Consider the following 13,233-nt stretch of genomic DNA (forward strand, 5'->3'; position numbering starts at 1 on the left):
TACAAGTTGAATTTGTGATGAATTAAATCAAACCTTTTCAACCTCACAAATGAATCCATGAGGTGTCCACACCAAAGAAAGCATCGGTAAGCCATTTCCTATTTCTGCAATTTTTCTAAGAGTTTGTCGATCAATGCCGGAATGACCCCCACCCATCGGGTGGCTATGCCAAGTCCCAACAAACATGAGGTGCCCTGCACTATCACTGTGTGCCTGTCGTAGCGCTTGAGCCAGCCCCTCTGTACCCAAAGTGAACTCGACTGGGGAGCGCGTACTATCGGGGGGAGGCGCAATTAGCCCAGTCACCGTTACGGTACGGGTCTCATTGTTCACTCGGCCGACAAGAGCTCCGCCGGTTTCGAGTGCCCCCCATTTCCGCGCGTCTGCATCGATTGCACTGGCGACGTGATGAAGCACTCGAACCTCCCAGCCTGTTCTATCCTTTCGCGGTATTACTGTTGTTGGCGAAACGGTGCACTTACTCCACAGCAAGCCCAAGCCAGACGCATCCTCGATACCGATGCACAGTTCACCATCATCACTACAACCTTCAGACAGCCAATGTTCTATCTGAATGCTCATCGATGAGGCAGCCCTGGAAATCACCGAGTCGGGCATCGGCATGGTCAGAGAGCTGCAGTTGTCCCCTACAAAAAGTCGGGCTAGATTGCTTTCTCCACCTGTGATGGCCGATCTAACCGATGGGGTCCCTCTCGCAATCTCGAATGCCAATGCGTTTAGATCGTCTGCACGAGTTGTCCTTCCCTTGCCCTCACGAGTAAGTACCGCACAGCGACCAAAGGAATACAGCTGGGCGCGCACTACCCTTACTCCATGTTGATCCAACGGTTCACTTGTCGCCAGGGCTGCCAGTACTTGCAAGGATGCTGTCGAGTCAATGAGGAATGCCACATCTCCTTCAACCACCTCGCTAAATCGAGCTTCGCTCTTTAGCAGCATGACGGCATTGTCGGAAGAAGATTTGACTTCATAATGGGAGAGTGCAGCCAACGCCTCCCGCATCATTTCAGCCTTGTTGCCATCGATTGCTGGGCTGTATCTGAGTAGTGCGTGGCGCGCCAAGTTGTGCGGCGACATACGGTCGTTGTCAACAAGAGCAAGGCTTCCAAACCCAGCTCGTCCAAGGTGGAGTGCCAACTTTGAGCCCAGGCTGCCAGCTCCTAAGAACACTATCTTTTTTGACAGATCTTTTGCACTTTTTCCGGACGCTTGTGCCAACAACTGAGAGGTTAGCGAGTGGCTATGAAAGGCTGGATGAGCTGTCGCCTCTCTCTGGAAAAGATCACTTGGATTTACGTTGAATCGAACTACATACGGCAGGACTTCAATGCGGCGTTCTGGAGCACCAATTAGGTGGGTTGGCCTCTCCACGAGCAGTATGACGATTACATAGAGACCCGCAGACCACGTTCTCGGATTTGCGTCTGACGCCCACACGCTATCTTGATAAACCTGCGCCAACTTTTGGTTTAACGCTTCGCTATCTACACCGGCAAGTCGCGCCCGCTCAAGCAAAGACGGAAGATCAACAACTGACTCCGGGTGATAAGTGGACACGACGTGTGCCCCATCAACTCTGACAGGCGCACGTACTGCCAAAACGGGACATATCCCCGCTTGAGTTTGTTGTTTGCCAACAGTCTTGGTTTCCTGGCTGAACTTCAAACCTGGTGCAGATAGAATGCCCTCATCCAAGTAAGCGTAGATTCCATCTTCAATGCAGACATAGCCTGCCCCTGACTCGTAGATCTCTCCGGTTAACGGTGTTACGGCGATCAGCTTATCCGCGCTGGCAACAATGATTGAGGGGCAGCTGTCGCGGCGCGTGGGTTCCCAACCTTGGGCTGGATCAATAAGGTACCCACCTGCCGCTTTGGTCAGCCAATCAATTATTTGGTCGATTACGGCATCGAGTCCGAGCCGGTGTAGCAACTCGTCGATGGATCCCTCAAAGATACAAGGATTGACTGGAGTGCCTGCAGCGCCTGGGTTGATATGCGGCAGATTTCGCGGAAAGTCGGGTCTCAAAAGAACCCGAGGTGACTGCATGGGCCAATTGCGGAACACCAGAGTGCAGGTCTCGACAGCACGAACCCCAGTTGCAGAAACTCCAAGCGCGATGGCCCGACTCGGAAGCTCAACGGGAATATCTACTTCAACTTGCACTAGGCCATCTGACTCAGAAGGGGCTCCAACCCGCGCGATGCCACGATGTTGTCTGAGTTGGTCAAGCGCGTCTTTAATCATGCGCATCCGTGCGGAAGAGGTGTGACTGCCGCAGACATCAGACCGGCGGCTTTGTATCCTGCCTCCTTCTTGCCGGGTTTAGACAGCCCCTGCGAAGTGACGGTAAAGATCATTGGTTCCACAGCATTTTCGGAGGGGTATTCCCCTGTGCACAGGAAACTTCCGCCTACGCCACTGGCAATGCTTTCGTACTCTTCCTTTGCGCGGAAGCTCGGCGGATCGCACTCGTCATCTTTGATCGCTTTGCAGCTGGCCACGATGACTGCACCGGCGCGAGCCTGGGACAGCGCATTTAGTGCGTCTGGGGCAACTTTGGCCTTATCTTTTTTCTCCGAAATACTATCTTCGGAAAGCGAGTGCCAAGAGCAATGGTGCGGCGTTTCCAGCAAGTCGTACTCCAGCACCTCCAGGTTGTGCTTGTGACGCTCCCACTGGCGTTTCCAGATAAATACCTCGGCATCTCCACCTGTTAGGAACTTGACACCATTGGGGGTGATCTCGTTGGCCGCCAAAGTAAAGTTGATGATCACGCTGGACTGGTTCTTGGCTAGACACTCTTCCACGGCCTCTTCATCACTAGCATCGAGGGGGGCGAGCAGATGTGCACTAAACCATTTAGATGCGGAGCCGTTGATGGTGCTGAAACTCTGATCGACCTTTCGGACGATTCCGCCGAGGTCATCGGTTTTCCCGTTGACATCTTCACCCATGATCTGGATGCGATCACCAGCCTCGCCGATCACCTTGCTCTCGCGGTAGAGCTTTACGCGGCGACGGGCCTCGGCACAAATTGCTTTCGCATCTTCACAAAGCGTATGTTGGGTGCTTGCACGCCGGAAAACGATAGCGGAGGACCAGAGTTCGCGGATCACGATCTTCTTGTCCTTGTAGTCCTTTTCGTCGTCAGGGTATTCACTCAATGGCCCCAAGTAGAAGTGTCGGGTCACTCCTAGGCAATGATCTTCGTCAGGGTGGCTGATGAGAAAGGCGTCAACGTAAGGACGCCCTTTGTCATCCTTCTTGAGCTGTCCACGCAGGTCCTTAGCAACATCTCTGGTGCTGTCTTTTGGATCGTCTGCAGCTTGGCGAATACGCGCATCAATGAGCAAAGTAGTGGAGGCTACATCGCCAAAGCGGATCAGCGTCATGTCACCGTTGTCGACCGGGAAGAACGTCACTGTGGTTGGCATAGCAAGTATTCCTTAGAAGCGAAAAATATGCATCCACTTCAGATGCGTATATTTAGTATACGTATATTTTTTTTATTCATCAATAAAGTAGACTCGTCCCATGACTCCTGATCATGACCTATCAGAAACGCGCAACTCCAGCTCCCTAGAGCCCAAGATGGGCGGAGGGCAAGAGCGTCGGCTTCATTTCATCGACTTCCGTTTGCGGTGGGAGGGAAAGCTCAACCGCACTGACTTAACAGAGCAGTTCGGGGTGTCGACGCCACAGGCGTCTTTGGACATTAGTAAGTACAAGCTTCTCGCACCTGGAAATCTTGACTACGACGCAAGCTCCAAGACATATCTTGCGACATCAGCTTTTCGTGCTTTTTACTCGCTCAATTCAGCGAAACGTTTTCTCGCCGAAAACTTGGCCGTTGAGGCAGGGCTACTTGGGCGAGATGCCAGCTTTATTGGTACTCCACCCCCCTTGGATGCGGTCCCTTCACCTTGGCGAACGTTTGACGATCAGACGGTTGATTCTGTTGTACGAGCGATCCGCAAAAAGCTGTCTTTGCGTGTGAATTACCAGTCCATGAGTTCACCGGAGCCGAGCTGGCGCACTTTGTCGCCTCATGCGCTTGGCTATGATGGATTTCGATGGCATGTGCGGGCCTTTTGTCACAAGCGAGAACGATTTGGCGATTTTGTTTTGGCGCGTTTGCTCAATACAGAGGAGCTTGGTTTTACAGAAGTTGATTTCGAGTTGGACAGTGGATGGCATACAAAGTTGACGCTGATTTTGGAGCCCCACCCGCAACTCACCGCTGCGCAAAAGCGCGTGGTAGAACTTGACTATTCGATGAAGAATGGCGAGGCGAGGTTCGAGTGCCGCCAAGCACTGCTCTTTTACACACTTCGACGGCTCAATCTTCGCGAGCAAGATGAGCTAAGGATGAGTTCTATTGAACTGCAGGTTGTCTTAAAGAATCGCGAAGCTCTGCAAAAGTACATTTTGGAAGTCCAATCCACTTAGATCATCCTATGATTGATTTAATCAAAGATCCTTATGTGCGACAGGCACGCCTCTTTCCTGGGCTCATGGTATCCCTTCCTTTGCTAGTGCCTCTTGTATGCGTTTATGGAGCGCGTCATCCAGTGCTGACTGGCGTGGTGGCGCTACTCAGTGGGTGTGGTTCCTTGTGGGCATTGGCTAATGTCGCCAGAGGTCAAGGTAAGAAGCTAGAGGAGAGGCTAGTTAAAAAGTGGGGGGGAATGCCGACCACTATTGCACTTCGCCATAGGGAGAGAGGCTGGCTTGATCGGGTCAGTAGAGTGCGCTACCACAATGAGATCGCGACCAAGTTGGGGATGCTCATGCCTTCTCCCGACGAGGAGGCAGCTGACCCTGAAAATGCTGACGATATTTACATCGGCGCGGTGCGACGGATCCGGGAATTGACTCGAGGCCAGAAGACGCTTTTGCTCAAGGAAAACATTACTTATGGATATCACCGGAATATGGTCGCGATGAAACCAATCGGGATACTGACCGCTATTTTGGGACTGGGGTATGGGCTAATCATTGCGAGAGTAGTTCAATTATCACCATTGACTATTTCTCTTGAACGCTTATCTGATCCTGGTTTGGCGGCTTCTCTGACGCTGCTAATTTCGTTAGCGTTGCTTGCTTCCTGGGTTTTCTATTTCAATGAAGAGAGCGTGCGCCGAGCTGGTGCCACGTATGCTGAGCGTCTCTTTGAATCCCTTTCATCACTTCCTGCAGCGCGTAAAAGGACACCTAAAACCCCGAAAACTTAAACAAAATAGATCACCTTATTGATTTTTGGGCTGAATTTGAAATTGAAGGAAAGCGACAAGAATGACCAAGCGCAGACTTTTGGCCATTGTCTCTACTGACAAGGAAAACCGAATTCGATGTCAGCACAACGAATGCAACCATCCAGTCTATAGCGCGATTCACGTCGTACTGGATGATGCTACGCTAAAGGTTATCGGTTCCACATGCTTCAAAGAAGGATATCCTGATTTGAAGTCCAAGGCAAAATTCACTGAGCGCTTTGGCGAGACGGGTCGCAAGCTTAATCCAGAAGAACTAGCACAACTAATAAATAATACGGAACAATTAGTTGAAAAGCTTAGTGCTGAATATGAGGCGCACATTGCAGTAGAAAAAATTCATCTTGAAGATGCTGAACGCTACAAGCAAGAGCTTGAGCAGCAGTGTATTAACGCAGGGCATGAACTTCGAGAACAGCGCTTAAGGACGGATCAGATTTCAAAGCAAGAAGCCATAAGACGCTGGGAAGAATTCAATGAAAAGGTAGCCAAGAGAACTGCAGAGCTGGCACTCATTGCCGCAAAAAAGATAACATTTGCACCGCTTCCGGCTAGTAATTGGGTCAACCCCAAAAAATCGGCTCTTGCACTGATACTCAAGGATGGTTCAGCTTGGGTGCGCTGTGAGGATTTGAATGGCAGGCACCGTCTTTACCCAGTAGAACCTAGCAATGAATGGGAGACCATGCTCCCTACACGCTGCGCCATCGCAGACATAGCTTCGACTTCGTTCGTGCTCAAGAATGTGGTCGATGCACTATTCATCCTACGCACCCGTGGAGTCCTGTTCGAGCACGTGTATTCCTGCTTCAAGGAGGCGATGAGTGCCGTAAAGAACAACAAAATGCTGGTTGATTCAGATAGGAGGACGTCTTAAGGCTGAGAGCTTTCTTCAGATTTTACTGGTTCAATGAGTCAACTTCCGCTGGTAAGCGGGCTTTGATTTTTATGTCAAACGTTATTTCGTCGAATGATAGATCTGTTCATACAATGGTTCCGCGATCCCTCCGTTCAGGGGCTGCTCTTGTCGCCGCTGATCGGTGCTGTGATGGGTTTGGCATTAACTGTAATGGTTCAACCTGCGGATGAAAGATCCTCGCCACCCAAGACCGTAAATGAAACGCGAATCATCTTCGTTCACCGAATTGAAGTTCAACGCGGCACACAGGATGACGGAAGTTGGGTCTTTCCTATAGGCATTGCTGCCGTACTTTTGCTGACGTGGGGCTATGCTAGGTATGCGGAGGTAGGAGTTGCATGGTGGGCCACATTTACGTTGACATTTATTTCTTTCAACGCAGCTGCAGGAATCGCTGCGGCGATTCGAGGGGAATTTCTGGGGACTTGGTTTGCGTATATTGTTTTCCCTTTAGCAAGTCTGTTTGTGAGTCTCTGGTTAGCCGCTAGTGCGAAGGTTCAAATTCTTCCCGGAGCGGTCGAGGCGGCGACGAAGCACGGCTTCGTGAATTTCTATCTGAATGTCTTAAGTCCTCCGCAGCGTCACTGGCTCTTCACACAGGCGATAGGTGTTCTAGTTGGCGCTTTAGCGACACTTTGGGCGGCTGCTAGGTTGACTCATTATGTTGCGCTGTCCAACCAGCGCGGTAGCGGACGATGGGCCTCGCTTTGGCGAGGCGTTGCTTGGGCTACTAATCGCACTGCCGGTTGGCCAAGCCTAATGTTCGGCATTTTCTTCTATGCGCTGAGTGGCGCGTGCATTCATGGATTGGCCTATGAATGGCTTATGCATTCGCCACGCCTCGGAGGCTAGATATTTTATCAAGCGATGCACCCACGGCAACAAGTGCTCATTCTCGCTCAAGCCTGTGCCAGGCGAACAGCAAACTGGCCGAGACACCTTCTTGGCGAGCGGCAAAGTGAGACGTGCATCGACCAGAGCAGCACTCTCGTCGATAGGCTAGTGCCTGCAGGCGCTGGTCTAGGGTGATGATTTCACTCGTGTCTGTATGCCTAGTCATATACACAGTCCTATGCCTATGTGAAAGATAAGCGATGGACCGTTTCCGGGGATTCAGGAGGCTATCTCACGGACACCGTCCAGTCGCTGAGGTTAGCCCTGATGGGCGGGGTGACTCTGCCGTCGTCAGACCTCCCCCGGCGACATCATCTTTAAACTCGAATGCGGATGGATTTCATTGAAGTGCTCGAACGCTCTCGGCAATTACCCCAGTACGGTCGGCACATCGTGCAGGTCCATGCGGCTCATGTAGTCATACAGAGACGATTGACCTTCTGAATGTGAGTGACACCGTGGTGCAATTTGGGTTTCTCATGCGGGTTTTGCATGGAGAAGCTAATGACCCGAATCTGCGCCAACTGCGGGCTACCTTTCCAATCTCAACCACAAGTCCCCAATCAAGCCTATTGCTCGACCCCTGAATGCCAGCGGGCTCGCAAACTGCGCTGGCAGCAAGACAAGCTGCGCAACGACCCAGACTACCGAGCGAGCCAGCGCGATGCCCAGCGGGCTTGGCTTGACCGAAACCCCGGTTATTGGGCCAACTACCGCGCACGCAACTCCCAAGCGCAAAAATTAAGCCGAAATACAGTTGTGAAGGACACATCCCGCGGCTCCGCAAAATTGGACGTGTCACCACTGCCTACCGGGTTGTACCGATTGCGGCAAATCGCAGTTTCTCCATCAGTAGCACCTGGTGGATGGCTGGTTGAACTCATGCCAGTCTGCCTCGACTGTCCTTGCAAAAAGGATGCCTGCAAAGAGAAGACTTGATCGACGGCCTTGTATTTGCTCCCTATCGTTATCTCTAAATGTTTTCTCGGCCAGCTCGCATGGCAATGAATGCTGTGATGCGCACGGCATTCTGGAGGCTAAGCCTCGCCAGAAAAAACAGGGCTGCGCCGAGAAGTCCAGTTGTATTGACGAAGGCGACAGCGCACCATGGCAACGACCATTGTTTCAGCCGATCCAGACTCATCACCACTGCGCGCGGCGCAGTACGTGCGCATGTCTACGGATCACCAGCAGTATTCGACAGAAAACCAGGCTGACAAGATTCGAGAATACGCCGCCAGGCGCAATATCGAAATCGTTAGCACCTACGCCGACGAGGGCAAGAGCGGTCTGCGCATCGATGGGCGCAAGGCGCTGCAAGAGTTGATCAAGGATGTTCAGTCCGGCAAGACTAATTTCCAGATCATTCTGGTCTATGACGTGAGCCGCTGGGGTCGCTTCCAAGATCCTGATGAGGGTGCTTATTACGAGTACATCTGCCGCAATGCCGGTATTGCGGTCGCTTACTGCGCAGAGCAGTTCGAGAACGATGGATCATCCGTTTCCAGCCTTTTCAAGACGGTCAAGCGCAGTATGGCCGGTGAATATAGCCGGGAATTGTCGACCAAGGTATTCGCGGGCCAGTGCCGCCTGATTGAGTTGGGCTTCCGCCAAGGTGGCCCTGCAGGTTACGGGTTGCGCCGCGCGTTGATCGATCAGACAGGAGCCCTCAAGGGTGAACTGGTGCGCGGAGAGCATAAAAGCCTGCAAACAGATCGCGTCATCCTCCAACCAGGGCCGGGTGCTGAAGTTGCCACCGTCAACCAGATCTACCACTGGTTTGTCGATGACAACCTGTCTGAATCAGAGATTGCAGAACGGCTCAATACCCAAGGAACTCTCACTGACCTGCAGCGCAGTTGGACGCGGGCCACGGTGCGTGAGGTGCTGTCCAACGAGAAGTACATCGGCAATAACATCTTCAATCGCCGCTCTTTCAAGCTCAAGCAGCTTCGTATCGTCAACTTACCGGAGCAGTGGGTGCGAAAAGACGGCGCATTCGAGGGCATCGTGTCACAGCCTCTGTTCTATACCGCGCAAGGTATTCTGCGTGAGCGGGCGCACCGATATACCAACGAAGAGTTGATCGACAAGCTGCGCGGACTGTATGAGCGGCACGGCTATCTCTCGGGGCTGATCATTGACGAAGCCGAAGGCGTGCCATCAGCAGCGTCCTACGCGCACCGCTTCGGTAGTCTGATTCGTGCTTACCAAACAGTCGGTTTCACGCCGGATCGGGACTACCAATACCTTGAGGTCAATCAGTTTCTGCGTCGGCTGCACCCGGAAGTCGTTGGCGAGACCGAACGGATGATTACCGAAATCGGAGGCTCGGTCGAACGCGACCCTGCCTCCGACCTGTTGACGGTCAATCGTGAATTCACTGTCTCACTGGTGCTCACCCGGTGCCAGCAACTTGACAGCGGACGACGGCGGTGGAAGGTGCGTTTTGACACTACCCTCGCGCCGGACATCACTGTAGCTGTGCGCCTGAACGATAGCAACCAGACTGCGCTGGACTACTACCTGCTGCCGCGGCTGGATTTTGGCCAACCGCGAATCCATCTGGCAGAGCACAACAGCACTGAATTCGAGTGCTATCGCTTTGACAACTTGGACTATCTGTATGGGATGACCCGGCGCATGCGCATCAGGAGAGTTGCATGAACCCAAGCAAAGAATACCGTAAGGCGGAGCTTCGGATGATTCCGCTGGATCGCATCGAAGTGCTCAATCCCCGCGAGCGCAACAGCCGCGTTTTTGATCAGATCGTCGGCAACATTCAGAGCATAGGTTTGAAGAAGCCCATCATCGTGACGCCCCGTCCCGGCAGCCATGGAGAGCACTACTTGCTCATCTGTGGTGAGGGGCGGTTCAAAGCCTTCAAGACCCTGGGCCAACAGGAAATACCAGCCATGGTAATGCAGGTCGACGATGAATCAGCCTTCATCATGAGCTTGACGGAAAACATTGCTCGCCGCAAATTCAGCCCGCTAGAACTAATGGCGGGGATTGGGCAGTTGCGGGAGCAAGGCTACGACAGGCAAACCATCGCCAAGAAAACTGGTCTGAGTGCGGAATACGTCAAAGACATTTTGTATCTGCTCCAGCACGGTGAAGAGCGGCTTCTCATGGCCGTAGGCAGCGGGCGAATTCCTCTAAATGCGGCCATGGCCATTGCCGGCGCGGGCGATGACAAAGCAGTTCAGGAAGCCCTGCAGGAAGCCTATGAGTCGGGGCAGCTACGTGGCAACCACCTGATCCAGGCGCGGCGCGTGAACGAGCGCCGCCGGGTTCAAGGGAAAGCAGCCGTCGGCCCCGGTACCGGCTCTGCGCCGCGCAAACCTATTGAAGGCGTTACCACATCGAGTCTGGTGCGCAACTACCAACGTGAAGTCGAACGCCAGAAACAAATGGTCAGAAAAGCGGAAGTCGCCCAGCACAGCCTGTTGTTCATCGCCGGCGGCTTGCGACAGTTGCTAGGAGACGAAAATTTCGTGAACCTACTGCGCGCCGAAGGGTTAGGCACCTTACCGCAGTACCTGGCCGATCGCGTCTGGAAGAAAGGCAAAGGAGTATGAGCAAGAAGCCCCCTTTAGGCTTCATTCCCGAGCCACTCCTTCTACCGCTGTCTGCCATCCTGCCATTGCGCAAAAACCCAGCAGGGCTGCAGACGTCTCGAAAATTCAAGCAGATCATCGCCTCCATTGAGGCCGTGGGCCTGATTGAGCCACTGTCTGTCGGTAAACCCAACCGGGCAGGACAGTACATCCTGCTAGACGGACATACTCGCCTGGTGGCGCTGATGCAACTGGGCTTCGACAAAGCTCCATGCTTGGTGGCCATTGATGACGAAAGCTACACCTACAACAACCAGCTCAATCGACTCTCCTCGATTCAGGAGCACGTCATGATCCGACGCGCCGTTGAACGCGGCGTGTCCCCAGAAAAACTAGCCATAGCTTTAGATGTGGACATCAGTCACATCATCAAGAAGCTGAACTTGCTGGATGGCATCTGCCCCGAAGCGGTCGAGTTGCTGCGCGACCAGAATTTCTCACCCAATCTGGGAGCGGTTCTCCGAAAGCTCAAACCCACACGGCAGATCGAATGTGTGGAATTGATGATCAGCGCCAACAACATCACTGTCGCCTACGCTCAGGCCCTGGTGGCAGCCACACCTAGCAATATGCTCGTCGGCGAAATCAAGACAAGAAAGGTGACCGGAGTCAGTTCTGAGCAAATGTCGAAGATGGAGTGGGAAATGGGCAACCTTCAAGAACAATTCAAGCTCGCTGAGCAGTCATATAGCCAGGACGTGCTCAATCTGGTACTGGCCAAAGGCTACCTAGCGAAGCTCATGGCGAATGAGGCCGTCCTGCGGTATTTGACCAAACACCACAACGACATGTTCAACGAATTCGATCGCATCGTGCGCATGAAGAATCTGGACAAGTGACCGGCCCTTCTTCAGGTGATCAGTGCCTGAACATCGCCGGAGCATTACCGTCCATTGCGCCTTGCCTGAGATGCGTGGAGGGAGTGTCCTCCATCAATCCAATGGCAGCGCCTTCGGCTTGCAGGCGGCCATGCTGCTTTTATTGTGGCTGGCTATGGTATTCATGGCTCCCAGCAAGCCCGCGTTCTTGCCTTTGAAGTCCATCCAGCCTTGCTGCCAAAGGGCTTGAAAAAGCTTGCTGGCCTCGTCGGCACCCGCGCCCACCCCTTGGATCATGATCGGGTGCATGAAACTCAGCTGTACTCTTGATCCTTCCGTTTTCAGCTTAGCGATGTTGGCTTTGATTGCCGAAGCATAGCGCTGCGCCAGTTCCTCATGCAATTGCTGCACGCTGTCTCGGGAGGCGTTCGTGAACAAGCGCTGCATGGTGATGACTTTGAAGTCGCCGTCGCTATCGGTCTGCACTGCCACAGTAGTCGCATAGCCTGACTTGCTTTCGTAATAGCCTTCGAGGCGGAACGCACCGCAAAACCTCGGCTTGGTTTTGGCCATCAGCTTGGGCAAGCCCTGGTCAAAGTTCAGGCTTGACCCCGTCGCGAATCCCATGGGGTTCGCTTTGATGTTCACGGTACCTCGAAACCCTTCCTTTCGATTCACCGGCTGGGGCACAAAGTACATGGCTAGCGCCACGGTATCGGCATTGCGTTTACCTCCGAGTGCCTGCTCTGCCAATTCGTATGCCTGAACCAGATGGAATAGGTTTTTGAGCAGTTGATCACGCCCTGAGTTATAGGATGTGGGCCACGTCATTGCTTCCTTCTCAAGGCCCTCCTTGTCGCCCTTACGGTACAAGGCTTCCATGCGCTTGAAACTTTCCTCAGCATTTGGAGGCAAAGTGCCGTGCAGAGTGAGGCCAGAGCGCAATTGTTCACCCAAAGTCAACACAGGCTCAAAAGGTGCGTTCAAGGTCTGAATGGATGCTCCCAGGCAAATTCCATCAATGCAAAGCGGCGGCAAAGCAGCAGCAGCTTCAGAAGTAGAAGCTGCTCCCGTGGTGATGGCGGCTCTTTGCGCGCCAGCTTGTGCAACAGTTCTCCCATCGACGCTGACGGGGGGTGTTGCAGCTGACAACGAAGGTGATGCATTAGGAGGCACCGCTTGCCCCGCTCGCACCACGTTGTTACGTGCAGCTGGCTTTCCGCCGGGTTCTATGGTCACCTGCTCAACACCCACAGCTGGTTTTGAAGCAGTGTTCACAACCTTGGTAGTCGAAATGGGCACCGTGGACTGAGGCATTGCAGCAGGCTGCGCTGAAGCAGCTACTGGCGCTGGCTTGCGCGTGGCACCTGCCAATGCAGCCTTGTCATAGAGCAACTTCAAGCGGATTGCGTGCACATCCCCTGTGCTGGTCGCAACACGCAGCACCTTCACGGCCCCCCTGGCAGGTGGAAACTTGCGCAAATCAACGACCCAATGCTCGCCTAGATCATCAAAGGGAATGTCGGGTGTCAGCACCGTGTACATGTAGAGCGACGGATGGGGGCTACTGACGCTACACAGTTCAGTGTCCGGGTTTTGGCACTCGGCGTAGTAGTTATAGACGTTTGACTCCAGCTGGGTGCCGCTGCGAACGCCTACAGGCTGTGCCCAAGCGCCCAGAGCAA

General features: G+C 53.3%; 10 protein-coding genes and 1 pseudogene. 7 read left to right on the top strand and 4 right to left on the bottom strand.

What is annotated here, in order from left to right:
* Positions 1-27: 27 nt before the first annotated feature.
* Positions 28-2,274 (bottom strand): ThiF family adenylyltransferase, encoded by a 2,247-nt coding sequence (locus tag CLU84_RS05605; protein WP_099736339.1) that lies wholly within the window; start codon positions 2,272-2,274, stop codon positions 28-30.
* Positions 2,265-3,458 (bottom strand): metallohydrolase, encoded by a 1,194-nt coding sequence (locus tag CLU84_RS05610; protein ID WP_099736340.1) that lies wholly within the window; start codon positions 3,456-3,458, stop codon positions 2,265-2,267. The genes CLU84_RS05605 and CLU84_RS05610 overlap by 10 nt, the downstream gene beginning before the upstream one ends.
* Before the next feature lie 100 nt (positions 3,459-3,558).
* Between CLU84_RS05610 and CLU84_RS05615 the strand changes: the two genes are divergently transcribed.
* The 4 genes from CLU84_RS05615 to CLU84_RS05630 all read left to right on the top strand — a co-directional run bounded on the left by CLU84_RS05615 (position 3,559) and on the right by CLU84_RS05630 (position 7,068).
* Positions 3,559-4,473, top strand: coding sequence for a WYL domain-containing protein (locus tag CLU84_RS05615; protein ID WP_099736341.1), 915 nt, complete (start codon positions 3,559-3,561; stop codon positions 4,471-4,473).
* 8 nt (positions 4,474-4,481) lie between these two features.
* The gene (locus CLU84_RS05620; protein WP_099736342.1) at positions 4,482-5,258 is read left to right on the top strand and encodes a hypothetical protein; all 777 of its coding nucleotides are present in this window, start codon (positions 4,482-4,484) and stop codon (positions 5,256-5,258) included.
* Between the two features lie 61 nt (positions 5,259-5,319).
* Complete coding sequence (locus CLU84_RS05625; RefSeq protein ID WP_099736343.1) at positions 5,320-6,174, top strand: hypothetical protein; 855 nt, start codon at positions 5,320-5,322, stop codon at positions 6,172-6,174.
* A gap of 147 nt (positions 6,175-6,321) precedes the next feature.
* Positions 6,322-7,068 carry a hypothetical protein gene (locus tag CLU84_RS05630; RefSeq protein WP_158235171.1) on the top strand — a complete coding sequence of 249 codons (747 nt, stop codon included), beginning with the start codon at positions 6,322-6,324 and terminating at the stop codon, positions 7,066-7,068.
* Between the two features lie 333 nt (positions 7,069-7,401).
* On the opposite strand, the pseudogene CLU84_RS22320 reads toward CLU84_RS05630, so the two are convergent.
* Positions 7,402-7,572: pseudogene (locus CLU84_RS22320) on the bottom strand (IS3 family transposase); the annotation flags it as partial.
* A gap of 645 nt (positions 7,573-8,217) precedes the next feature.
* On the opposite strand from CLU84_RS22320, the gene CLU84_RS05640 reads away from it, so the two are divergent.
* Genes CLU84_RS05640 through CLU84_RS05650 form a run of 3 tightly spaced genes read left to right on the top strand, consistent with a single transcriptional unit; the run spans position 8,218 to position 11,569 of the window.
* A complete protein-coding gene (locus CLU84_RS05640; RefSeq protein WP_099736346.1) occupies positions 8,218-9,777 on the top strand; it encodes a recombinase family protein in 1,560 nt (519 codons plus the stop codon).
* Positions 9,774-10,691: a ParB/RepB/Spo0J family partition protein gene (locus CLU84_RS05645; RefSeq protein ID WP_099736347.1), complete on the top strand. Its 918-nt coding sequence runs from the start codon at positions 9,774-9,776 to the stop codon at positions 10,689-10,691. The genes CLU84_RS05640 and CLU84_RS05645 overlap by 4 nt, the downstream gene beginning before the upstream one ends.
* Positions 10,688-11,569: a plasmid partitioning protein RepB C-terminal domain-containing protein gene (locus tag CLU84_RS05650; protein WP_099736348.1), complete on the top strand. Its 882-nt coding sequence runs from the start codon at positions 10,688-10,690 to the stop codon at positions 11,567-11,569. Before CLU84_RS05645 ends, CLU84_RS05650 begins: the two co-directional genes overlap by 4 nt.
* 93 nt (positions 11,570-11,662) lie before the next feature.
* On the opposite strand, the gene CLU84_RS05655 is transcribed toward CLU84_RS05650, so the two are convergent.
* On the bottom strand, positions 11,663-12,865 hold the full coding sequence (locus CLU84_RS05655) for a hypothetical protein (RefSeq protein ID WP_144445411.1): 1,203 nt from the start codon (positions 12,863-12,865) through the stop codon (positions 11,663-11,665).
* Positions 12,866-13,233: the final 368 nt, after the last annotated feature.

Origin of the sequence: Comamonas sp. 26, assembly GCF_002754475.1 — a bacterium.
GTDB lineage: Bacteria > Pseudomonadota > Gammaproteobacteria > Burkholderiales > Burkholderiaceae_C > Comamonas.